The organism is Streptomyces natalensis ATCC 27448 (assembly GCF_000935125.1).
In the GTDB taxonomy this organism is placed as follows: domain Bacteria; phylum Actinomycetota; class Actinomycetes; order Streptomycetales; family Streptomycetaceae; genus Streptomyces; species Streptomyces natalensis.
In genome coordinates this window covers 186,075-209,082 of sequence record NZ_JRKI01000034.1, presented here as the reverse complement: position 1 = coordinate 209,082, position 23,008 = coordinate 186,075, and the positions used below count along the sequence as shown (strand labels likewise).

Genomic DNA, 23,008 nt, shown 5'->3' with positions numbered 1-23,008 from the left:
CTTGTACATTCCTTGCGTGACCCCACCCGTGACTGACGTTGCGGGCTTCCTGAGGTCAGAGCAGTTGAGAGAAGAGATTCGCCCCTTGCCTGAGAGCGAAAGCCCCGTCGCCGGAAAACTGAGGGTGGCCCGGCAGCAGGTTTCCGCGTGGCGCCCGCAGGTCCCGGGTGTGGTGGAGGTCTTCCACGCGCATTTCACCGAGCACACCTACCCGATGCACGTGCACGACGTCTGGACCCTGCTCATCGTCGACGACGGTGCGGTCCGTTACGACCTGAACCGGCACGAGCGCGGCACCCCGCACGGCACGGTGTCCCTGCTTCCGCCGCAGGTCCCGCACAACGGCTCACCCGCCACCTCCCACGGCTTTCGCAAGCGGGTTCTCTACCTGGACCTGACCCAGCTGGACGAGAGCTTCATCGGCCCGGCGGTGGACGGCCCCGACCTCGCCGACGGCCTGCTGCGCCGGCGCATCGGACAACTGCACACCGCACTCGCCCACCGTGGCGACGAACTGGAGGCGCAAAGCCGCCTCGCCCTCATCCGGGAACGGCTGCGCACCCACCTGCGGCCCGGGCTCGTCGCCCGCAGGCCGGCGCCCGATCACGGTGTGGCGCACAGGCTGCGCGAGCTCCTCGACGCACGGCTGCTCCAGGGCGTCACCCTGGACGAGGCCGCCAAGCTGCTGCACGCCCACCCCACCCACCTGGTGCGGGCGTTCAGCGGCGCCTTCGGCATCGCCCCGCACCAGTACCTGACGGCCCGCCGCGTCGACCGCGCCCGCGGGCTGCTGCTCGACGGGCGGCCGCCCGGAGAGGTGGCGGCCGCCGCCGGCTTCTACGACCAGTCGCACCTGAACCGGCACTTCACCCGGCTGGTGGGCACCACCCCCGGGCGCTTCGGCGGTCGATGACCGTGCGGAGTTTGCCGCTGGTGGGGGTGCGTTCGAAGGCGAGCGTGGGGGCGGTCTCGACCGTGCAGGTCAGCAGCGCGTCCGGGCCGGCCGCCGAGCCGAGTTCCGGGATGTGGGCCAGCAGCGCCGCGCGGGCCGCGTCCGGGTCCGGTGCGTAGCGGTCGTCCAGCCGTACGGTCAGCTGCTCGCGGTCGGCTGCGGAGGTCAGGACGATCTGCAACTCGCCCCGGTAGCCGAAGCGTTCCTCGGCGACCTGGGTGAAGCGGCGGTAGTGGAAGTGATACGTGCCCATCCGGAACACCTCGCCGTACCGGCCCAGGAGTTCGATGCGCGGGGTGTGGCTGCCGCACGGGCAGGTCCCGCTCACGGCCCGGCCCAGGTCGCCGATCTCGTAGCGCTCCAGACGCTGGCCGGCCCGGGTCCGGGTGGTGAAGACCAGCCGCCCCGGCTGTCCTGCGGGGACCGGGAGGTCCTCCTGCGGGTCGAGGATCTCCAGTGTGTGCAGCTCGGTCAGGACGTGGTGTTCGGTTCCCCGGGCGTGGGTGCACTGGTGGCCCAGCGGGCCCAGGTCGGTGCTGCCGTATGCGGCGGACCGGATCAGCTCCACGCCGAACGTCTCGGTGAGGATGCGGCGTTGTTCGGTGGTGAAGTGCTCCCCGCCGTAGAACACCTTGCGGATGCCGCCGTAGGAGCGCAGCCGCTCGCCCTGTGTGTGGAAGAGCTGCCACAGGTAGGACGGCATCCCGAAGAGGGTGTCGACCCGGTAGGTGACGAGGGCTTTGGCTATCTCCTCGTGGTCGGGGCCGGCGGCCATCGGGATCTGGGTGGCGTTCAGGCGTTCCAGGATGGAGAAGAAGCTGATGAAGCTGCCGTACATGCCCCCGCAGAAGAAGAGGTTGGCGGCCCGGTCGCGGGCCGGATCGAAGCCCGCGGCGAGCAGGCCGTGGGCCGAGGCGCGCATCTGTGTGTCGTAGTCGTCGCAGGTGAAGACGGACAGGGCCGGGGCGCCGGTGGTTCCTCCGCTGCGGAAGTACAGCTGGGCGTGTTCGGGCGCGAGGGTACGCAGCTGGTCCTGGGCCGCCGCCTTGTCCATCAGCGGGCCGGTGGGCGCGGCGGGCGGTGTGGCGGGGGCGATCAGATCGTCCAGGCACGGGGTGGCGGCGAAGGCGGCGCCGTCGGCCTGCACGCTGACCCGGCGGCTGTAGCGCTGGAGGGCGTAGACGCCGTCGTGGGGTTCGCCCGGGTAGCTGTCGAGCATCGCGCCGAGCGGGGTGATCCGCTGGACGCCCGCGGTGATCAGGGTCCGGGAGAGCGTGGCGATGTCGGCGCGGCTGCCGCCGACCGAGGCGGTCTGGAGATAGCGGCGCATGGGCCGCAGCGTCGCGGTGATCTCGTGGCGGGGGAGTGGCTTGATCCAGACGGTGCGGTGCAGCGGGGAGGCGGCCAGGGCGGGACGGACGTCGGCGAAGACCCGCCAGCTTCCGTCGTCGGCGGTGATGACCCTGGTCAGCCCGAGATGCTGTTCGGCCCGGGCGACCAGTTCGGCGGTGGTGATCTCCGCATGCTCGGCGGCGTCCGCCGCATCCGCCGCGTCGTCGGACGGTGCGGGGAAGGTGGCGGATACCTCGTCGAGGACGGCGGCGAACCGCTCCGCGAAGGCGAAGAGTTCGGCGGTGAGTTCGTCGGCGCCTTCGTCGCCGGCGGGCGACCCGGCCGCGGTCTCACCATCCGTCCCGGTATCGAGATACACGACCTGCGGGCTGGAGCACGCCTGCTGCTCCGCCCGGCAGACATCGGCGGCCAGTGCGGCGAGCCCGTCCCGGTCCGTCCACGCCTCGCGGGCGAGGTAGGCGAAAGAGATCTTGTGGCCCCATTCGACGAGCCGGCACCCGGGCGGGACGAGGGCCGCGACCCCCTCCACGGCGTCCTCGCCGCCCCAGACGGCCACTGCGTCCGCGGGCGCGCACAGCAACCGCATCAGGTCCTTGCGGCGGGAGGGGAATTGCAGCGCCACGATCCGGCGGCCGACGGCCCCTGTGGGGTCCGCGGCCGCGAGTTCGGCGAGCAGGTGCTGGGCGAGCGGGGTGTCGTTCCTGCTGGTCTTGAGGACGTTCACATTGCCCGCGAGCAGGCCCTCCACGACGCTCAGCGGGGCGACCGTCGCGGCATTGCCGGGGGCGATGTGAACCAGCAGGCCCACCGGCGCCCACGCCTCGTAGACCGTCTCCCGCGCGTCGGGGCGGGTGAACCGCTCGGGACGCGGCCCGCCGAGTTCGCGGCGCAGTTTGCGTTCGAGGGCCGGCCGGGCGAGGGCGTCCGCGAGTTCGGCGAGGGTGGCGGCGGCTTCCGCGCGGTCGGCGGCCGGGACGTCCTCGGTCGCGTACGAGAGGAGCCGGGTGTGCACATCACCGTCCGGATCGCGCAGGGCGCGGCTGAGTGTGTCGCAGGCCCGCAGCACCGTCTCGGCGGACAGCGGCTCCGCGAGGGCGCGTTCGACGGCAACGGGCAGTTCGGCGAGTCGGCCGGCGACCTCGGCGTCGGCGATGAACGCGCCCTGCCAGAAGTGGAGTTGGCTGGTCATGACATTCCCTTCAAAAGTTCTGCGGCGGCCACCGCACAGCTGCGGTTACGGCTCACCCCGGCGCGGCCATGGATCGTGAACCACGGTGTGGCCAGGGGGCAGCCGCACTCCTCCCCGGGGTGCAGCGAGGCCAGGTCGCCCATCACGACGCTCTGCGCGGGGACCGAGGTGATGTACGGGGACACCAGGTGGAGGAAGCCGCGTGCGCCGTACGGCAGCGGTTGCAGGGTCCGGGTGTCGCGTACGGCGGCGCGGGACCAGACGGGAACGTGCAGCCGGTGGTGTGCGCACTCGACGTACGGCACGCAGTGCTCGACGGATCCGTAGGTGTCGCGGATCCGCTCGCCGGGGATGCCGAGTTGCTCGGTCACCTGGTCGTAGAAGTCCTCCTTGCCGATCTGCCGGTCGGCATGGCCCTTCCAGCCGCCGCCGAGGACGATCAGCGAGCCCTCCGGGAGGCGCAGCGGCGGGATGCCGGTGGCGCGCATGCGCTCCAGGGTGAAGTGCAGGAATGCCGGGAAGCCCAGGATCCGTACCGGCAGACCTTCGTCGGCGTAGCGCCGGAGCGCGGCGATACAGCCGTGTACGTCGAATTCATGGCCGGATCCGGTGTGCCGCAGGGCGTGGGTGATGTGCCGCGCGGGCGCGAAGTCGCACAGGTAGTTGTCGGTGAAGGAGGTGCCCAGACGCACGTCCGGTGCGGGTTCGTAGCTGTAGAGCAGGTAGTTGACGGGCCGGTCGGGGGTGATCCACCCGTAGTGGTCGAAGATGCGGGCCACCATCCGCTGCGCGGCGCGGATGGTCCACCGGTCGTAGAACATCTGCGACTTCTGTCCGGTGGTGCCGGACGAGGTCAGATGCAGGAAGACCTCCTCGCGCGGTACGGACAGCACCTCGTGCCGCTTGAAGAAGGTGGCGTGCAGCAGCGGGGTACGGGTCCGGGCGCCGACGGTGGGGGCCGGGGTCTCGGGAGGGTCCGCGAGCAGGGAGCGGAAGAACGGGGAGCGTTCCGCGTGCCAGGAGTTCGTTTCGGCCATCGCGGCCGCGAAGAGGGCGTCCGTCTCCGGGCCGGTCGTATAGGGCGCGGTGAGGTCGCACAGGCGTTGGACGGCGGGGAGGGCCGCCGGGTCGGGGACCTCGACGGGGGCGAGATGCGGGTTCATCGGTCAACCTCGTGACGGGGCAGGTAGGTGGACGTCCAGGCGGTCAGGTACGCGCTCAGATACGGCTGGAGCGGTGTGCTGACGGCGGTGGTCCGGAAGTCGATCTGACGGTCGGTACGGGAGAGGACGACGTGGTCGTGGAAGCGGTCGCCGATCCGGCGCATGGCCGGGTAGGCGGCGCTGGGGACGAAGCCGGAGGAGAGGAACGCGTGCAGCCCCGCGGTGTCGGACAGCGGCAGCAGCGCCTCGACGTAGTCGGCGCCCGCCCGTCCGAGGGCCGCCATGAGCGAATCGAGGGCCCCGGTGGCGGCCGACAGACAGGGGTGCACCGCGACCAGGGCACAGCTGCCGGCCGCCGGGTCGAGGTCGGCATAGATCTCGAACGCGCCGTCCGGCGGCGTCAGCACCGTGTTCGGGGTGCGCAGCGGGACGTAGGCGCCCGACGGGTCGGGGAAGACCTCACCGAACCGGCGGCGGACGAAGCCGGGGGCAGTGATCACTTCGACGGGGGTGCGGTCCGCTGTGTGGTGCGCGGATTTCGCGGGGTGCGCAGCCGAGCTCTCCGGCTCCCCGGGACCGAGCGGGCGCAGCGCGGCGTACCGGATCCCGATGCTGTCCTCGGCCGCCTCCAGCAGCGGTACCAGCGCCCGCGGTACGGCGGCGACGGGTGCGCGGCGGTCGAGGACGCCGTCGGCATAGCAGGCGAACAGGGCCAGGGTCTCGCAGCCGGACACCTCGGCGGCGTTGGGCAGCAGCCCGAGCGGCCGGTACCCGTTGCGGGCGACGACGCGCTGCGGGGCCTGCGTGACCGTACGGACCGTGGTGTGGATCGAATCGAGGGCACCGGTGGCGAGGGCATCGGCGGTGACCGCCGCGGTCAGCCGGCCCGCCAGCCCGTGCTGACGATGGCGGGGATGGACCGCGAGGCCGACGAGCTTGCCGACGCGGTTGCCCCGGTCGGTCTGCACGACCGCGGACCCGGCCAGTTCGCCGGTGTCGGCCCGGCGTGCGGTGAGCCAGTGGCAGTGCGGGTCGGTGATCAGGCGGTGCATCTCGGCCGGATCACTGCCCAGGGCGACCGGATACGCGTTTCCGTACACCTCGAAGTACAACTGCCGCAGCTCGGCGATGTCCTGGGGCCCGGCCGGTACGAGGGCGGCGGTCATCGGGCGTCCCCCAGCGGCACGGCGCCGGTGGCGGACTCGGGGGACGCGGACGCGGACCCGGACCCGGACCCGGACGCGGACCCGGGCACCGCCGCGGCGGCACCGTCGGACTCCGGCGGCGCCTCCGTACGCCTGCCGGACCACCACAGCACCACGGCGACCGGCAGCAGCCCGACGGCTTGCAGTACGCACAGGGCCCGCGGGGACAGCACGTCGCCGAGCGCGCCGAAGACGAGCGAGGACAGCGGGAAGGTCGCGCCGAGCAGCGCCTGCATCATGGCGAAGAAGCCCGGCTTGTCCTCGGCCGGAACCATCCGCTGGAACAGTGCGACGAACCGCACCCCGATGGCCCCCACACACCAGCCCGCGACGGTCAGGGCGGCGACGGCCGCGGTCTGACCGGCGACCAGGCCCGGCGTCCCGAGGGCCGCGGCCATCAGCGCCAGGCAGGCCCCGCCGACAGTGGTCGCCTTTCCCGGCAGCCGCGCGCCGGTGAACGACCCGAGCAGCGTTCCGACGCCGAGGCCCGCCTCCAGCGCGGCGACCGTGGCACCGTGCGCATGCAGCACGGACCGGGTGTACAGCGGCATGACCACGTAGACCGCGGTGGTGAAGACGTTCGCCGCGGTGAAGCAGAGCAGCACCCGCCGGATGTACCGGTGGTCGGCGAGAATCCGGCGCAGCGTCCGCCGCGCGGGCGCGCCCTCGGCCGGGCCGGCGTCGTCCGCGACCGCAGCAGCCCGCGGGAACCGGGTGACGGACACCAGCACCGCCGCGGCCAGGTAGGCACCGGCACATCCGGAGACGATGCCGGTCAGCTCCCAGGCATCCACGACGAGCGGACCCAGCAGCCCGCCGGCCAGACCGGCCAGGGACTGGGTGGCCAGTTCGAAGCCGGTCGCGGCCTCGATGTCGGCGTCGTCGACGAGCTCGGGGACGGAGGTGGTCAGGCACGGGTCGAACAGGGCCTGGCAGCCGGCCAGCAGCAGCGCCGCCCCGTAGGCGACGACCGTGGGCGGCGATGCGGCACAGGTCCACCCCGCGGTGGCGGCGGCGACCAGACCCGCCACGGCGGCCGCCGAACCCAGCACCGTACGGCGCGGGCAGCGTGCGATAACCGTGGCCACCAGCGGGGCGAGCGCCACCGCGGGGAGCGTGCTCACCGCCAGGAACGCCCCGGAGGCCAGGCCGCGGTCCCCGTCGGCGCCGATGGCGTGCCCGACGAGCCACCACACCACGCCGACCTGGAACATCCGTCCCGCGGCCTGGGTGAGGATCTGCGCGACCCATACGGCACCGAAGGCCCGGTTGCGCAGGACGACCGGGAGGCGGCGCGGGGCCGCTGCGGGCGTCATGAGTGCGGCCGTTCGTCGAGGACCCGGATCAGCTTGCCGGTACGGGAGTTGACGACCAGGCCGCCGTGCCGGACCCACTCCACGGCGATCGGGTGGATCCGTCCGTCGGCGGCCTCCGCGGCGTACATCGGGCGGGCGGCGAGGACCTCCTTGGTGATGGCGTCGGCCAGGTCCGCGAGCCCGCCGGCCGGCCGGTCCTCGTCGACGGCCAGCCGCAGCACCAGCCCGTCCCGCCCGTCCCAGCGGCGCGCCACGAGCTGCATTCCGCTCACCCGGCCGGCCACGTCCGCGGCGCGCACCAGATCGTGCACGTCCTGGGTGTAGAGCGACACCGCACCGATGCGTACGCCTTCCTCGGCCCGGCCGAGGATACGGAAGTGCCCCGCGGCGACATCGGTCCATTCGGCCCGGTCGCCGACCGGATACCGGACGATGGGCATCAGCCTCCGGCGCAGGTCCGTGACGACGACACGGCCCGCCGCACCGTTGCGGACGAGGGGCTCGCCGGTCTGCTCGTCCAGGATCTCGACGACGGTGTGCGGGGTGAACGCCTGGTGGACGCGGGGGTCGGCACCTGGTACGGCCCGTCCCAGGAGCCCGGAGTCGACGGCGGCATAGCCGATGGAGCGGGCCTGCGCCTGGGGGAACGCCTTGTGCAGCAGCGGCCGCTGGTCCTCGTGGAGCCCCTCGCCGCCGAAGAACAGGATCTGTACGCCGCTCAGTTGGCGTCCTTCGCGTACGAGATGGTCGGCCAGCGCGCACAGCGTCGTCGTGGTACCGGCGACGACCTCGACGTCGAATTCGTCCAGCGTCTGCACGGTCGAGGCGAGCGGTGCGGCGCCCCCGATCGGCAGCCGGACGTTGGCGACGGGTGCACGGTGCAGGGAGTCCAGGATGAAGGTGAAGCTGGCGTACAGCTCCCCGGCGTAGAAGAGATCGGCGACCCGGTGGCCGGGACGCAGTCCGGCTTCGACGAGTCCGCTGCCGAATGCGGCGGTGAATTCGCGCCATTCCTCGCGGGTGTAGACGGAGAACTTCGGGGCGCCGGTCGTTCCGCCGCTCTTGAAGACCACCGCCTCATCGAGCGGTCCGGTCAAAAGGCTGTTGTTCCGGGGCGTGTTGGCACGCCAGAACGCCTCATGGGGAACGACCGGCAGGTCGGTCAACTCCTCCACCCGGTGCGGCAGCCCGGCGTAGAGATCTCGGTAAAAGGGCGAGTGGTGACGCACGAAACGTATGAGTTCCGGCAATGGTTGAACGGGCATGTATTCCTGTTTTCCGGCATGCAGAAGGAACCGGCGCCATGGGGTGTGCGGCGCCAGTTCTCGGGGGTGGGGACAGCAACGGAAGCCTCGGGGAAACCCGGTCGGGGCCCCTCCCGAACGTCTCCGTTCTGGGGTGCTTCGATCGCTGATGATATGTCATGAGCGATGTTCCCCACCAAACCGGGCGGTGTCGGAAACACGCGCTTACCGACCGACATTCCGCCAGATGCCCAGGCCATCCGCCGGGTTGCCCTCCTTTACCGGAACCTGGCAGTGACCTACCTCACCAAGGTCGAGGGCGTGGCCTTTTCACCGCCGCCGGCGCATTTCTGCGCGGCAACCGGCCCACGGTCGTCGCCGACGGAGTCGTCGTTCCGTCCGGCTCCTCTTTGTGCTGAGCTCCCTGGCCGTGGAGGTCGTCATGGTGGGCGTCAGCTATTGGCGTACGTACACCATCGCAGTGACGCAGAGTAGCCATCGGTCGACGGGAAATATCGTCAGCAGCGGCAAGCGTGGGTCGATCCCGGTGAGTCAATCCCTTTTCAACGTTTTTCCGTATACCTGGGTGAACAGCGGGATTAAGGGGGGTCACGAGGAAGGCAGGAGTATGGGAGTCCTCGACAACCTGGTTCCCGCGCTGGGCCGTGGCCGTCGTGACTTCACGTCGGAGGACTGGCGCAGGTTCGACACCAGCGAAGATTTCTTCGGTGATCACGGTCGCCGTCGGCGCCGTCGCCGCCGCAGGCACGGCCACGACCACGACCACGGCATGCACCATGGAGGTGGTTACTGAGCGCTCGCCATGATGGGCCGCGGCCGGGCTCCTGCCCGGCCGCAGCAGTCGGTGAAGCCGGATGAGTGCGCGGCCGCATTTTCCCTCCCGTGGTGACGCCCAGGGCGACGGCGCGGGCAGCGAGAAGGCGCGCCGCGTCGCCGTGCGCCGCCTGAGGCGGGCGCTGCGGCTGCTGCTGACCGTCGCCGAGGACCCCGACGGCACCGGCGCACTCGTCGAAGCCGCTCCGCCGGTGGCCCTGCGCGATGTCTTCCGGCGCTTCTGGCCGTATACGCGGGGCGGCCGGCGCTGGCTGGTGGTGATCCTGGCCTTCGTCGTGCTGGATCCGGTCGTGGACGCCGCCGAGATCTGGCTGTTCAAAATCGTCATCGACGACATGCTGGTGCCGCGCAATCTGCACCTCTTTCTGCCGATCGCCCTGGCCTACCTCGCGTTCACCTTCTTCTCCGGAGTGCTCTCCTTCGCCGACGAGGTGACCTCGACCTGGGTCAGCGAGCGGTTCCTGCTCGCCCTGCGGTCGGATCTGTTCCGCCACGTCGAAGGGCTCTCGCTCGGCTTCTTCGAGCGGCGGCGGCTCGGCGACGTGCTCTCCCGCGTGACCGGTGACGTCGACGCCGTCGAGACCTTCCTGCTCTCCGGGATCGTGAACGCCATCGCCCAGATCATGCGGCTGGCCATCTTCCTCGCCGTGCTGTTCTACCTGCGGTGGGACCTGACGCTCCTGGCCCTCGTCATCGCCCCGATGTTCTGGTCCACCGCCCGCCGCTTCTCCCGGCGGGTCAAGGCCGCATCCCGGGAGCGGCGCCGCCGCAGCGGCTCGATCAGCGCCATCACCGAAGAGGCGCTGGGCAATATCGCCCTCGTCCAGGCGTACAACCGGCAGCGGTGGGAGCACGGCAGGTTCCAGCGCGAGAACCTCGGCCGGTTCCGGGCCGCCATGGCCTCCGCACGCATCGCTGCCGTCTACGGCACCGTCATCGACCTCATCGAGCTGGTCGGCGCGCTGCTCGTGATGGGCCTGGGCACCTGGGAACTGGCCCACGGCCACCTCACCCTCGGCGGCCTGATCGTCTTCCTCACCCTGCTCACCAGGCTCTACAGCCCCATCCGCGGCCTGTCCGGCCTCACCAACATCTTCTACTCGGCATCCGCCGCCGCGGAGCGGATCATCGAACTGCTCGACCAGCGGCCCCAAGTCGCCCAGGTCGCGGCCCCGCTGGAGCTCGGCCGCGCCCGCGGCGAGATCGCCTTCGACGACATCACCTTCCGCTACCCCGGCACCACCCGGCCCGCCCTCCGTGAGGTCTCGTTCGGCGCCGCACCCGGCGAGACGCTGGCGCTCGTGGGGGCGAGCGGCGCCGGAAAGTCGACCGCCGCCAAACTGCTGCTGCGCTTCTACGACCCGGACCGCGGAACCCTCCGCCTCGACGGGCACGATCTGCGCGATCTGCGCCTGGACGAACTGCGGGACAACGTGGCCGTGCTGCTCCAGGAGACCCTGGTCTTCCACGGCACCGTGCGCGACAACATCGCCTACGGCCGCCCCGACGCGAGCGACGAGGAGATCATCGCAGCGGCCCACGCCGCCGACGCCCACACCTTCATCGGCCAACTCCCCGAGGGCTACGACACCGTGGTGGGCCAGCGTGGCCGGCTCCTCTCCGGCGGACAGCGCCAGCGCCTCGCCATCGCCCGCGCCATGATCCGTGACGCGCCCGTCCTCCTGCTCGACGAGCCGACCACCGGCCTCGACGCGGAGTCCGGCCGACACATCCTGGAACCGCTGCGCCTGTTGATGAGCGGACGCACCACGATCCTCATCTCCCACAACCTGCTCACCGTCCGCGACGCCACCCAGATCGTCTTTCTCGCACACGGCCGTATCGCCGACCACGGCACACACGACCAGTTGCTCGCCCGCAGCGCCGCCTACGCACGGCTCTACCGGCTGCACGGGCCGGGCGACATCTCGAAGGTCGAGGCGCTGCCATGAGCCGTACGACACTCCTCGCGCCACCGCCGCTGGCGGCCGGAACGACGGTGGCCCCGGGCTACGAGGTCCTCGCGCACCTCTGCCGCACCGGCTGGCTGGATCTGTACGACGTCTGGAGCCGGGAGCGGGAGTGCCGGTGCGTGGTGAAGGTGCTGCGCCCGGACCGGCGCGACGACCGGTGGCTGCGCGAGAAGCTGCTGCAAGAGGGCCGCTGGCTCGCGGCCTTCACGCATCCGCACCTGGTCCGCGCCTACGAGACCGGCGACGCCCCGCAACCCTTCGTCGTGCTGGAGACGCTCACCGGAGAGACCCTCGCGCACCTCATCGACCGCCGCCGGCGCCGTCTGGCCGCGGCCGACCTCGCGCTCCTCGGACTCCACCTGTGCTCGGCGGTCCACTACCTGCACGGCAAGGACCTGTTGCACCTGGACCTCAAGCCGTCCAACATCGTGATCGGCTGCCGGCGCGCCAAGGTGCTGGACCTGAGCACCGCCCGCCCGCCCGGCCCAGCCCCGCCGGGCATCGGCACCCTGTGCTACCTCGCCCCCGAGCAGGCCCGCGGCGGGATCCTCACCCCCGCGGCGGACGTCTGGGGCATCGGCATCACGCTGTACGAGGCCGCCACCGGTGAGGTCCCGTTCGACGTCGATGACGACATCGCCGATGACATCGACGACATGGCCGACGACATCGCCGACGGTGAGACGGATGACGAGAGCTACGGCGCAAGTTATGAGGGGAGTGACGACGCCCAGGACGCCGGAAGGCGCCGATACCCCCAGCTCGACCAGCGCGCCCGGTCTGTCACCACCCGCCGGCGCCTTCCGTCCCCCCTCACCGCGGCGATCGACCGCAGCCTCGCCCACGACCCGGGTGACCGGCCCACACTGGCCCAACTCACCGCGGATCTCGACGGGTTGCTGGCGCGGGGCCGGCGCGAGGTGTCAGGGGAGTGAGCGCCCGACGCGGGGTCGTCTTGTCAATCATCGCGGGAGACGCTGAAATGCCGATGGCATTTCGATGATACGGGGGACGGGACATGGGGGACGGCGGCTCTGTGGTGAGCGGGGGAGTGCGTCAGCGGCTGCGGATCGCGGTGCTGGGGCCGGTGCTGGCCTGGCGGGACGGGACGCCGCTGGACCTGGGGCCGGTACGGCGGCAGGCGGTCCTGGCCGCGCTGCTGCTGCGTGCGGGGACGCCGACCGGTCCCGAGCAGCTGCTCGACGGCGTATGGGGGGCGAACCCGCCGGGATCCGGCCGCCGGGTGCTGCCCAGCTACGTCTACCAGCTGCGCAAGGCGCTCGACGCGGAAGGCGCGGGACCTGCGGAGTCGGTGATCCGCAGCGACCGGGGCGGCTACTGCTTCGCCCGCGATGCGGCGGAGCTCGACGTGGCCGAGCTGGCCGAACTGGGCGGTGCGGCGCAGCGCGCCAAGGAGTCCGGCGACCTGGCCGCCGCGATGGACCGCTGTTCCGAGGCGCTCGCCCTGTTCCGGGGCGAGCCCCTGGCCGGAGTGCCGGGCCCGTTCGCACAGGGCGAGCGGGGCCGGCTCACGCAGCGGCGGCGCACCCTCCAGCAGGAGCGCCTCGACTGCCTGGTCCTGCTCGGCCGCTCCGCCGAGGCCCTGGACGACCTCGCCGCCGTCGCCGCGTCCGATCCGTACGACGAGTCGCTGATGGCGCTGCGGATGCGCGCCCTGTACGGCAGCGGGCACCAGGCGGAGGCGCTGAACGCCTACCAGGACATGCGCAAGCGGCTGCGCGACGAGCTCGGGGTCGATCCCGGTGCGGAGCTGCGCCGGGTGCACCAGGCGGTGCTGCGCCGCGATGACCAGCTGCTCCTCGGCCCAGCGGCGACGCGCCCCGCCGCTGCCCCCGCCACTCCTCCCGCCCGGCCCCGCCGCCCGGTCAACGAACTGCCCGGCGACACCGGCCACCTCGCCGGACGGGAGCGCGAACTCGCCCTGCTGACCGCGCCGTTGGCCGACGCGGCCGTCTCGGTCGTGGCCGTCGACGGTCCGGCCGGGGTCGGCAAGTCCGCGCTCGCGGTCCGCGCGGCCTGGCGGCTGCGCGAGCACTACCCGGACGGCTGCCTCTTCGCGGACCTGCGCGCGCACAGCACGGAACAGCACGGGATCGCGCCGCAGCGCATACTGCGGCGGCTGCTGCGCTCGGTCGGTGCGGCCGAGAGCGAGGTGCTCGACGACCTCGACGAACTGGTCGCGGCCTGGCGGGCGGCGACCAGCTCGCTGCGGCTGCTCCTCGTACTGGACGACGTCCCCGGCGCACAGCAGGTCCGGCCGCTGCTGCCCGCCGGTCCGGGCAGCGCGGTGATCGTGGCCGGTCGGCGGCGGCTGGCCGGACTCGACGCCGACCGCCGCGTCAGCCTGGAGCCGTTGGCGGCCGGCGATGCGGTGTCCCTGCTGCGGCACGTCCTGGGGGAGGCGCGCGCGGACCGGGAGCCGGAGGCGGCGCAGGAGCTGGTCCGGCTGTGCGACGGGCTGCCGCTGGCTCTGCGGATCGCCGGAGCACGGTTGCAGAACCGCCCCGCCTGGACGCTGGCGTACCTCGTGGAGCGGATGTCCGGCGATGAGCGCCGCCTCGGCGAGCTGAGTGCCGGGGACCGCAGCGTGGAGGCCGCCTTCCGGCTGTCGTACGAGCAGCTGGCGCCGATGCAGCAGCGCGGATTCCGCGCCCTCGGCCTCTCGCCCACGGTGGAGTTCGACCCGCTGACCCCCGCGGCCGTCCTGGGGTGCCCGCCCCTCGACGCCGAGTGGATCCTGGAAAGCCTGGTCGACGCCAGTCTGCTGCAACAGCCCCGCCCGGGTCGCTACCGCCTGCACGACCTGGTCCGGGTGCATGCGCGACGGCTCGCGGACGCCACACCCGGCGAGGCCGACGAGGCCCGCACGGCCGTCCTCCGCCTCTACCTGGACGCCGCCCGGATCGCCAGCGACTGGGGCCCCGACGCCTTCCTCACCGGGCCGCGGCCGGCCGCGGCGCCGTTCCCGGACTGGAAGGACGCGGACGGCTGGCTGGACGCGGCCGGCGGTGAGCTCGTTGACGTCGTCGGCCATGCCGCGGCGCTCGGCGAGGCCGACTACGCCTGCTGGATCGCCGAGGCCCTGAGCGACTACTTCGCCCGCCGCGGCCGCTACCACGAATGCCGGACGGCCCTGGAGATCGCGCTGGCGCACGCCGAAGAGGCCGGCGACCGGCGGATGCCCTCCGCGCTGCGCACCTGTATGGGCGTCAACGACCTCTACCAGGGCCGCCACCAGGAGGGGCACGCCTGGTTCACCGAGGCGCTGCACCTCGCCCGCCGCCGGGCGGACCGCGGCGAGGAGGCCCGCGCCCTGGCCGGACTGGGCGCCGCCGACCTGTACGCGGGCCGGGCCGAGCAGGCGATGACCCGGATCGCCGACGCCGTGGAGCAGGCCCAGCGGTCGGACGACAGCTGGCTCGTCGCGATGGGACTGTGCCTCCTCGGCTCCCTCCACCAACTCCACGGGCGCAACGAGGAGGCGCTGGCCTGCTTCGCCTCCTCCGTCACCCGCGCCGAGAAGATCGGCCGGCCCCGCATGATCAGCAGGTCCCTGGCCTGCGCCGCCGACCTCCACCACGGTCTCGGCCAATACGGTGAGGCCAGGACCTTCTACCGTCAGGCGGCCGATCTGGCGGAGCGGGCCGGGGACGTCCTCCTGCACGCGATCCTGCTGACCCGGCTGGGCAGCGCGGAGCTCGGCGACGGAAACCTGAGCGCCGCCGCGGCCCTCCACCACCAGGCGCTCTCCCATCACCGCACGCTGTCCCCCCTCACCGAACCCCATTTCGCCCGGCTGGAGATGGACATCCGCTACCGGTTGGGCCGCACCTACTCGGCGGCGGGCCGGGTCGCCGAAGCCCGGGAACAGTTCCGCAGCGCGCTCGCCGTACCAGGAGCCGGAGAGCACCCCATGGAGCGCTCACAGGCGCTCGCGGGACTCGAAGAGTGCGGGGCCGGCTGACGCAGCGTCAGCCGGCCCGCCGGGCGCCGCGGCGGCCGGCGTCTACCTCAGCCACAAGGTGATCAGCACCGATCAGACCGGCTACGGCCGGATCCTCGGCCAGTCGCTGTTCAACAGCAAGCGGCTCTACTCCGGCATCGTCACCATGAACAACCGCTTCGCGGACCGGCCCCGTGCCTACGAGGTCGTGCCCGTCCAGTGGCTCCCGGCGGAGCGCGAAGGCGACGACGTCGAGGGGCAGTTGGCCGAGATCTGGAACCGGATCGTCACCCGGTCCAACGAGGACCTGGTGGAAGTTCCCGTCCGACCCGGCCTGACCCCGAACGGGCCGTGGTGGCACGGGCGTTTGCAGCTGCGTAACGGGACGCGATCCGTTCGTCCCGGCGCGACTCCCGCGTCCACACGGCAGAGGGCCCCGGGCATCCCGTCCGGGGCCGTCCCGCCCACCACGGCTGCTCTAGCGAGCAACGATCACATTGGTGGCCTTCGCTCCGTGGACGTCGAAGAGGACACGCTGACCGACGTTCGTGGTCTGCGTTTCCATCCCCGAGAAGGGAAGCGTTTCTCCCTGCTCGTCCGCGATGATCCCCACGCCGTCGCTCTTGTTGAACAGGACGATGGTTCCCTGTGGCATCGCTTCCTCCGTGGCCGGGTCGCTCCCCCGCGGCGGGTCTGTCCCACCGGCTGCGCTGTGTAGGAACCTTATTACGGACGGTGCACCTGTGGGGAAGGGTTGTGCGACAGGTCGGCCATAAACTGACCAGAAGTCAACCCTGTGCGGTGGCAAAGCCGTCCGGTGGGTCGGGACGCTCATCCCACGTGGACGTACGGTCGGCGCGCCCGGTCGGCTTCGGCCTCGCGCAGTACCTCGCGGGTGACGGGTGCGACTTCGCCCTGGCCGAAGAGGAAGAAGCGCAGGAACTGGGCGAAGGGGTTGCCCTCGGTCCATTCGAAGTAGATGTGCGGCCGCTGTCCGGTGAGGTCCCGTACGTGCAGCAGCAGCGCGGCCAGCGCGTTGGAGATGGTGGAGCTGTCGAGGCAGAGCACCCGGTAGCGGCCGTGCAGGACCTCGCCGCGGACGCGCAGCTCGCTCTCGAACTCCGACGGGTCGCCGACCGTGACCTCCACGAAGACGCAGTCGTCCGCCGACGAGAGGTCGTTGTCGCTGCGGATCTGCTGGAGTTTGTCGCGGTATTCGGCCACATCCCGCTGGTCGGGTTCGTTCGCGATGAAGCGGATCGTGCGCTGCGCGGTGTCGCGGATGAACCGCTGCGCCATATCGTCCAGGACCACGCTGGTCACCCGCAGTTCGAAGGCGCGGGCCAGGCGGGAGAGGAACGAGAGCAGGATGATGCCGGCGATGAAGCAGGCACCGATCTTGACACCGTCGGGCCGCTCGATGACGTTGGCGACCGTGGTGTAGAGGAACACCGCGGAGATCAGGGCGAAGCCGATCGTCCAGCCGCGCTGGCGGGCCCGGTGTGCGGCGATGGTCACGGCGATCGCGGCGGAGCTGATCAGGACGAGCACACCGGTGGCGTAGGCGCCGCCCTGCGCGTCGACATCGGCGTTGAAGAGCCATGTCACCAGGAACGCGACCAGCGTGAACACCAGTACCATCGGGCGGACCGCCCGCGCCCAGTGCGGGGCCATGCCGTAGCGCGGCAGATACTGCGGCATGAGATTGAGCAGCCCGGCCATCGCCGAGGCACCGGCGAACCACAGGATCGCGATGGTGGAGACGTCGTAGACGGTGCCGAAGGCGGAGCCGAGGTATTCATGCGCGAGGAAGGCCAGTGCGCGGCCGTTGGCCTGACCGCCCGGCTTGAAGTCATCGGCCGGGATCAGCAGGGTCGTCACGAAGCTGGTGATGATGAGGAAGACGCTCATGATGACGGCGGCCGTGGTGAGCAGCTTCTTCGCTCCCCGGATCCGTCCCGCCGGACGCTCCTCGGTGTCGTCGGACTTGCCCTCGATGTGCGGCATCACCGCCACCCCGGTCTCGAAGCCGGACAGACCCAGCGCCAGCTTCGGGAAGACCAGCAGTGCCACCCCCACCATCGCTAGGACATTGCCGTGCTCGGTGGTCAGCGCCTGGGACCAGTCGGTGACGACATGCGGCGCCTGGGCAACGTGCCACAGTCCGACGACGACCACCACGACATTGAGTCCGAGGTAGAGGGCCACCAGCACGATCGCCACACCGATGGCCTCCAGGAACCCCTTCATGAAGACCGCACCGAGCAGGGCGACCAGGATCAGCGTGATGATCACCTCCTGGCCGTGCAGAACACCCGTCAGATGCGGGTTCTCCACGAGGTGGGTGGAGGCGTCGGCGGCCGACAGGGTGATGGTGATCAGGAAGTCGGTGGCGGCGAAACCGAGCAGGGTCAGGACGAACAGCTTGCCCTTCCAGAACGACAGCAGCCGCTCCAGCATCGCGATCGAACCCTGTCCGCGCGGACTCTCCTCCGCCACCCGCCGGTAGACCGGCAGCGCACCGGCCAGCGTCACGATCACCAGGACGATGGTGGCCACCGGCGACAGCAGCCCCGCTGCCAGCGCGGCGATACCCGGCTGGTACCCGAGGGTGGAGAAGTAGTCCACACCGGTCAGGCACATCACCCGCCACCACCGCTGCCCCTTGTGGGCGCTCTGCGGTCCGGCGTGCGGACCGGGGTGGTGCTTGGCCATATCGGTCAGGCCCTCCAGCAGCCACGCGCGCAGGCGGGATCGCGCGGTGGTGGCCCCGGAAGAGGAGTCGGCAGGGGCGGAGACGGCCATCGTGTGCTCCTGTCGTACCGCGAACGAATCCAGCCATCGACGCGACGGCGACGTCAGGGTATGCATCCGCGGCGCCTTCACCGCCGTGTTCGTCTGCCCGCGCGTCCTCGTGTCCCTGAGCGGCGGTCCGACGGCGGCACGGCCCATCGCGGCCGCAGGGCCGGCGTTCCGGGCTCAGTACCCCACCGGCCGTACCACTCCCGTCTCATAGGCGAACACCGCCGCCTGGGAGGGGGCACCGCCCCGGCTCACCCGGACCGTCCCCGGATCAGGTCCGCGCACTTCTCCCCGATCATCATCGTCGTGATGCAGGGGTTCACCGCCGTCAGGAACGGCATCGCCGAACCGTCGCACACCCGCAGTCCGTCGACCCCCTTGACCCGCAGCTGGGGGTCAAGCGGGGCGTCCGGGTCGTCGGCGGCGCCCATGCGGACCGTGCAGGCGGGGTGGTAGACGGTGTTGTGGGTGGTGCGGATGTACTCGAGGAGGTCGGCGTCGGAGCGGGCGGCGGGGCCGGGAGCCAGCTCGGTGCCGGCCCAGTCGGCCATCGGGGCCTGGGAGATGATCTCGCGGGCCAGTCGCAGACCGTAGGTCATCACCCGGACATCGTGCTCATGGGTGAAATAGCGCGGATCGACCTTGGGTTTGTCGCGGAAGTCGCGGGTGCGCAGCCGTACGGTCCCCGTGGAGCGGGCGCGGGTGACGTTCGGGGTGAGGCAGAAGGCGTTCTCCGAGGTGGGGTAGCCGCGGCGGTAGGTGTTCATGTCGAAGGGCACCGAACCGTAGTGGAACATCAGGTCGGGGCGGTCCAGACCGGGTTCGGTGGGGCTGAATATGCCGATCTCCCACCACTGGGTGGAGGTGGTGACCATCGGCTGTTTGGCCTCCCACATGATCACGCCCTCCGGGTGGTCCTGGAGGTTCTGGCCGACACCGGGGGAGTCGACGAGCGGCTCGATACCGGTGGCGCGCAGATGGTCGGCCGGGCCGATCCCCGAAAGCATCAGCAGCTTGGGGGAGTCGATGGCGCCGCAGGAGACGATGACCTCGCGCCGCGCGGTGACCGTCAGGGTGTGGACGAGGTCGGGGGAGAGGTAGTCGACGCCGGTGCAGCGCGCGGCGGCGCCGGTGGCGTCCGGGGTGTCGAAGCGCAGGCGTTTGGCCTGGACGCCGGTGCGCACGTCCAGGTTGCGGCGGGTGCCCATGACGGGGTGGAGATAGGAGACCGAGGCGGAGGAACGGGTGCCGTCGGGGCGGCAGTTGATCTGGAACCAGTTCGCGCCGCGGACGACGGTCTGCCCGGTGTTGAACGGCGTGGTGGGGATGCCGGCCGCCGCACACGCCTCCAGCAGCGCGGCGCCGCACGGGTCGTGGGGCGGGACGCTGCGCAAGGTCACCGGGCCGTTGCGGCCGTGGTGGCCGCCCGGTGCGTCATTGGTCTCCAGCCGCTGGAAGAGCGGGAAGCATTCGGCCGCGGTCCAGCCCGAACAGCCCAGCGCGGCCCATTCGTCGAGATCCTCGGCCGGTGCCCAGAAGGCGATACAGGAGTTGTGGGACGAGCAGCCGCCGAGCACCTTGGCGCGGGCGTGCCGCATGAAGCTGTTGCCGTTCTCCTGCGGCTCGACGGGATAGTCCCAGTCGTAGCCCGAGGCGAGCAGGCCCATCCACCGGTCGAGGCGCAGGATGTCCGGGTCGTCGACGTCGGACGGCCCGGCCTCCAGTACGCAGACGCTGACCTGCGGGTCCTCGCTCAGCCGGGCCGCCACGACGGCGCCGGCCGTACCGCCGCCGACCACGACATAGTCGAACGCGTCGGCGGTCTCGGGTGCGTCCATCTGGGCCTCCTGGGACATGACGTGGCCTCCGGATCAGGAAGTGGGGGGCGGCGGCGGACCGTCCGGCGACTCGGCGGCGTGGGTCGCCAGCACCCCGGTGCGCTTGCGCTGTACGAACCAGTAGTAGGCGAAGCCGCCGACCGCCACGACGCCGATGAACACGAAGGCGCCCCAGCGCAGGTACCAGTGCTGGGGGCCGGTCGCGTTGTAGACCGTGGCGCGCGGCCAGGCGAGGTTGAGGGACATCGCGGCGCCCCACAGCACGGCCAGGATGTTCACCGGGAGGCCGAACTTCCCCAGGGAGAACTTCCCCTCGACCGGGCGCCATCTGCCGCGCAGCCGCTGGACCAGCATCGGCAGGGTGACCAGCAGATACGCCAGATAGATCATGATGATCGCGATGCTGGTGATCACCGAGAAGATCTGCGGCTGATTGACGTTGATCAGCAGGATGGCGACCGCGACCAGACCGATGATCACGGCCGGCAGCACCGGCGTCTGGAACCGCGGGCTGACCTTGGCCAGCAGGGACGCGGCCGGGAGGTTGTTGTCCCGGGCCATCGCATACGCCAGACGGATGCTGGCGGTGTGCACCGCCAGTTCGCACACGGTGATCGCGATGACCACGCACCACAGCACGATCTGCCCGACGGTCGAGCCGAGGGTGGAGAGCACCACATACTGGAGTCCGTCCACGGACAGCTCCTTGGCGTGCAGATCGGGCACCGCCAGCAGGGCGAACAGCAGGATCAGCCCGCCGATGAGGAACGACGCCACCAGGGCGCGCAGGATCGCGCGGGGGGCATTGCGGCCCGGGTCCTTGGACTCCTCGCCGAGGGAGGAGGCCGTATCGAAGCCGTACATCACATACGCCGAGGCCAGCGAGGCGGTCAGAAACGCGCCGAGGTACCCCAGGTCCGTTCCCGCGCCCAGCCCGAAGGTCTCGGTCAGCGCGGCGGCGGGGCTGCGGGTGAGATGGGCCGCGAGCAGCACGATCAGCACGATCGCGGCGATCAGCTCGATGGCCACGCCCGCGGAGTTGATCCGCGCCATCAGTTTCACGCCAAAGGCGTTGATCAGTGTGGTGAAGGTGACCAGGACGGTGCCGAGCAGGACGGCATTGGCCGCCGCATCGGTCTTTCCGGTGCCGTCGCCGATGAACTGGAACCACGACGAGATCTGCGGCAGCGTCACCTGATACGCCAGCGCCACCGCCGCCAGCGACACCATCGAGGCCGTCAGCATCATCCAGCCGCCCAGCCAGCCCACATGGGGACCGCCCAGCTGCTTGGCCCAGTTGTAGATCGAGCCCGCCACCGGATAGCGGGCGGCGAGCTCGCAGAAGCACAGCGCCACCATCAGCTGGCCGAGGAAGACCATCGGCCACGACCACCAGTACGCCGGGCCGCCGTGGCTCACGCCGAAGTAGAACAGCTGGAAGGTGCCGGTGAGGATGGAGATATAGCTGATACCGGCGGCGAAGGTGTGGAAGTTGCCCAGGGTGCGCTTGAGTTCGGGCTTGTAGCCCAGTTCGGCGAGCGAGGCGTCGTCGTGTTCCGGCGAACCGCTGGTGGTCACTCGAACCACCTCTGCGGCCGCGGCGCCGTATTGCGCCAGACGTGCTTGGCCTCCTGATACTCCGCCAGCCCCGCCGGACCCAGCTCCCGCCCCACCCCCGACTGCTTCATCCCGCCCCACTCCGCCTGCGGTACGTACGGGTGGAAGTCGTTGATCCAGACCGTGCCCGCGCGCAGCCGTCCCGCCACCCGGTGGGCCCGCTCCGCGTCCTTGGTCCAGACCGCCCCCGCCAGGCCGTAGACCGTGTCATTGGCGAGCGAGACCGCCTCGTCCTCGTCGCGGAACCGCTCCACGGTCAGCACCGGGCCGAACGATTCGTCGCGGACCACGGACATGTCCGGGGTGCACTCGTCCAGCACCGTCGGCAGATAGTAGAAACCGTCGGCCAGCGCCGGATCGTCCGGTGCCGCACCGCCGCAGAGCAGCACGGCGCCCTCCTCCAGCCCTCCCGTCACATACGCCGCCACCTTCGCCCGGTGCGCGGCCGAGATCAGTGGACCGGTCCGCGCGGCCTCGTCGAAGGGCCCGCCGAGCCGGATCCGCTGCGCCCGCGCGACCAGTTCGTCGACGAACGCATCGTGCAGTTCGTCCTGGACGAGCAGCCGGGCGCCCGCCGAGCAGACCTGGCCGGAGTGCAGGAACACCGCCATCAGCGCATAGTCCACGGCGGTGTCGAAATCGGCGTCCGCGAAGACGATGTTCGGGTTCTTGCCGCCCAGCTCCAGGGCGATCTTCTTCACCGTGGGCGCGGCCGCGGCCATGATCCGACGGCCGGTCACCAGCCCGCCGGTGAACGACACCATGTCCACCCGCATGTCCTCGGTCAGCGGCGCGCCCACCAAAGGGCCGGTGCCCAGGACCAGATTGGCCACCCCGTCCGGCAGCCCCGCCTCCTTCAGCAGCCGCATCAGATGGACGGCGGTGTGCGGGGTCAGCTCGCTCGGCTTCAGTACGAAGGTGTTGCCGGCGACCAGGGCCGGCGCGACCTTCCAGGCCGTCTGGAGGAGCGGGTAGTTCCACGGGGTGATCAGCGCACAGACGCCCACCGGCTCGTGCCGCACCGTGCTGTCCGTCTCCGGCGCGCCCGTGTCCACGACCCGGTCCGTCCCGCCGGCCGCCCCCAGGTTTCCGAAGTAGCGGAAGCAGTTGGCGATGTCGTCCATGTCGTACGCGCTCTCCACCAGCCGCTTCCCGGTGTCCAGGGATTCCGCCCTGGCCAGCGCGTCCCTGTCGCGCTCCAGCAGCTCGGCGACCCGCAGCACCAGCCGGCCCCGCTCGGCGGCCGGGGTGCGCGGCCAGGGCCCGTCGTCGAAGGCCGTCCGGGCGGCGGCCACCGCCGCTGCCGCGTCCTTGGGACCGCCTTCGTCCACGGTCGCCACCAGCGTGCCGTCCGCCGGACAGCGGATCTCCCGCACCTGCCCGTCGGCCGCTGCGGTCCACTGACCGCCGATGAACAGCTCCGGCATGGTCGTGCCTCCGGTCTCCGGTTGCGTACGGTGGCGGACTTTGCACCGAGCGTATGGCGAGCGTTGTCGGTCCGCACGGCATGCGGGGCCGCGGGCGTGGGACCGGCGGC

Annotated in this window: 15 protein-coding genes; 5 read left to right on the top strand and 10 right to left on the bottom strand. The window is 71.3% G+C overall.

Features of this window, described 5'->3' with window-relative positions:
- The first annotated feature begins 85 nt into the window (after positions 1-85).
- On the top strand, positions 86-913 hold the full coding sequence (locus SNA_RS25625; RefSeq protein ID WP_241779831.1) for a helix-turn-helix domain-containing protein: 828 nt from the start codon (positions 86-88) through the stop codon (positions 911-913).
- Here the strand turns inward: SNA_RS25625 and SNA_RS25620 are convergent.
- Genes SNA_RS25620 through SNA_RS25600 form a run of 5 tightly spaced genes read right to left on the bottom strand, consistent with a single transcriptional unit; the run spans position 867 to position 8,443 of the window.
- A complete protein-coding gene (locus SNA_RS25620; protein WP_030065940.1) occupies positions 867-3,494 on the bottom strand; it encodes an acyl-CoA reductase in 2,628 nt (875 codons plus the stop codon). The two genes, SNA_RS25625 and SNA_RS25620, sit on opposite strands and share 47 nt — an antisense overlap.
- Entirely contained in the window at positions 3,491-4,657 is a 1,167-nt protein-coding gene (locus SNA_RS25615) for a LuxE/PaaK family acyltransferase (protein ID WP_030065939.1), read from the bottom strand. The genes SNA_RS25620 and SNA_RS25615 overlap by 4 nt, the downstream gene beginning before the upstream one ends.
- Complete coding sequence (locus SNA_RS25610; RefSeq protein WP_044366924.1) at positions 4,654-5,823, bottom strand: GNAT family N-acetyltransferase; 1,170 nt, start codon at positions 5,821-5,823, stop codon at positions 4,654-4,656. Before SNA_RS25610 ends, SNA_RS25615 begins: the two co-directional genes overlap by 4 nt.
- On the bottom strand, positions 5,820-7,178 hold the full coding sequence (locus tag SNA_RS25605) for an MFS transporter (protein WP_044366921.1): 1,359 nt from the start codon (positions 7,176-7,178) through the stop codon (positions 5,820-5,822). Before SNA_RS25605 ends, SNA_RS25610 begins: the two co-directional genes overlap by 4 nt.
- Entirely contained in the window at positions 7,175-8,443 is a 1,269-nt protein-coding gene (locus SNA_RS25600; protein ID WP_030065934.1) for a phenylacetate--CoA ligase family protein, read from the bottom strand. The genes SNA_RS25605 and SNA_RS25600 overlap by 4 nt, the downstream gene beginning before the upstream one ends.
- 421 nt (positions 8,444-8,864) lie before the next feature.
- Between SNA_RS25600 and SNA_RS25595 the strand changes: the two genes are divergently transcribed.
- The 4 genes from SNA_RS25595 (at position 8,865) to SNA_RS25580 (ending at position 15,235) form a co-directional block, all read left to right on the top strand.
- Positions 8,865-9,236 carry a hypothetical protein gene (locus SNA_RS25595; protein ID WP_157880088.1) on the top strand — a complete coding sequence of 124 codons (372 nt, stop codon included), beginning with the start codon at positions 8,865-8,867 and terminating at the stop codon, positions 9,234-9,236.
- Positions 9,237-9,297: 61 nt separating this feature from the next.
- Positions 9,298-11,229 carry an ABC transporter ATP-binding protein gene (locus SNA_RS25590; protein ID WP_078970191.1) on the top strand — a complete coding sequence of 644 codons (1,932 nt, stop codon included), beginning with the start codon at positions 9,298-9,300 and terminating at the stop codon, positions 11,227-11,229.
- Positions 11,226-12,185, top strand: coding sequence for a serine/threonine-protein kinase (locus SNA_RS25585; RefSeq protein WP_030065931.1), 960 nt, complete (start codon positions 11,226-11,228; stop codon positions 12,183-12,185). Before SNA_RS25590 ends, SNA_RS25585 begins: the two co-directional genes overlap by 4 nt.
- Positions 12,186-12,268: 83 nt before the next feature.
- Positions 12,269-15,235, top strand: a complete 2,967-nt coding sequence (locus SNA_RS25580; protein WP_044366919.1) for an AfsR/SARP family transcriptional regulator — start codon at positions 12,269-12,271, stop codon at positions 15,233-15,235.
- Positions 15,236-15,692: 457 nt separating this feature from the next.
- Here the strand turns inward: SNA_RS25580 and SNA_RS43405 are convergent, their stop codons facing one another.
- The 5 genes from SNA_RS43405 to SNA_RS43400 form a co-directional block, all read right to left on the bottom strand.
- Positions 15,693-15,869 carry a cold-shock protein gene (locus tag SNA_RS43405; protein ID WP_198535131.1) on the bottom strand — a complete coding sequence of 59 codons (177 nt, stop codon included), beginning with the start codon at positions 15,867-15,869 and terminating at the stop codon, positions 15,693-15,695.
- Between the two features lie 176 nt (positions 15,870-16,045).
- Positions 16,046-18,019, bottom strand: a complete 1,974-nt coding sequence (locus SNA_RS25570; RefSeq protein ID WP_044366917.1) for an APC family permease — start codon at positions 18,017-18,019, stop codon at positions 16,046-16,048.
- A gap of 248 nt (positions 18,020-18,267) precedes the next feature.
- The gene (locus SNA_RS25565) at positions 18,268-19,854 is read right to left on the bottom strand and encodes a GMC family oxidoreductase (protein ID WP_030071236.1); all 1,587 of its coding nucleotides are present in this window, start codon (positions 19,852-19,854) and stop codon (positions 18,268-18,270) included.
- A 33-nt stretch (positions 19,855-19,887) separates the two neighbouring features.
- Positions 19,888-21,432, bottom strand: coding sequence for an APC family permease (locus tag SNA_RS25560; RefSeq protein ID WP_241779830.1), 1,545 nt, complete (start codon positions 21,430-21,432; stop codon positions 19,888-19,890).
- Entirely contained in the window at positions 21,429-22,898 is a 1,470-nt protein-coding gene (locus SNA_RS43400; protein WP_030071237.1) for an aldehyde dehydrogenase family protein, read from the bottom strand. Before SNA_RS43400 ends, SNA_RS25560 begins: the two co-directional genes overlap by 4 nt.
- Positions 22,899-23,008 lie beyond the last annotated feature (110 nt).

Coding starts and splice junctions, on each gene's coding strand:
- SNA_RS25620 (WP_030065940.1), bottom strand. CDS start 3,494: ATGACCAGCCAACTCCACTTCTGGCAGGGCGCGTTCATCGCCGACGCC.
- SNA_RS25615 (WP_030065939.1), bottom strand. CDS start 4,657: ATGAACCCGCATCTCGCCCCCGTCGAGGTCCCCGACCCGGCGGCCCTC.
- SNA_RS25610 (WP_044366924.1), bottom strand. CDS start 5,823: ATGACCGCCGCCCTCGTACCGGCCGGGCCCCAGGACATCGCCGAGCTG.
- SNA_RS25605 (WP_044366921.1), bottom strand. CDS start 7,178: ATGACGCCCGCAGCGGCCCCGCGCCGCCTCCCGGTCGTCCTGCGCAAC.
- SNA_RS25600 (WP_030065934.1), bottom strand. CDS start 8,443: ATGCCCGTTCAACCATTGCCGGAACTCATACGTTTCGTGCGTCACCAC.
- SNA_RS25595 (WP_157880088.1), top strand. CDS start 8,865: ATGGTGGGCGTCAGCTATTGGCGTACGTACACCATCGCAGTGACGCAG.
- SNA_RS25590 (WP_078970191.1), top strand. CDS start 9,298: ATGAGTGCGCGGCCGCATTTTCCCTCCCGTGGTGACGCCCAGGGCGAC.
- SNA_RS25585 (WP_030065931.1), top strand. CDS start 11,226: ATGAGCCGTACGACACTCCTCGCGCCACCGCCGCTGGCGGCCGGAACG.
- SNA_RS25580 (WP_044366919.1), top strand. CDS start 12,269: ATGGGGGACGGCGGCTCTGTGGTGAGCGGGGGAGTGCGTCAGCGGCTG.
- SNA_RS43405 (WP_198535131.1), bottom strand. CDS start 15,869: ATGCCACAGGGAACCATCGTCCTGTTCAACAAGAGCGACGGCGTGGGG.
- SNA_RS25570 (WP_044366917.1), bottom strand. CDS start 18,019: ATGGCCGTCTCCGCCCCTGCCGACTCCTCTTCCGGGGCCACCACCGCG.
- SNA_RS25565 (WP_030071236.1), bottom strand. CDS start 19,854: ATGGACGCACCCGAGACCGCCGACGCGTTCGACTATGTCGTGGTCGGC.
- SNA_RS43400 (WP_030071237.1), bottom strand. CDS start 22,898: ATGCCGGAGCTGTTCATCGGCGGTCAGTGGACCGCAGCGGCCGACGGG.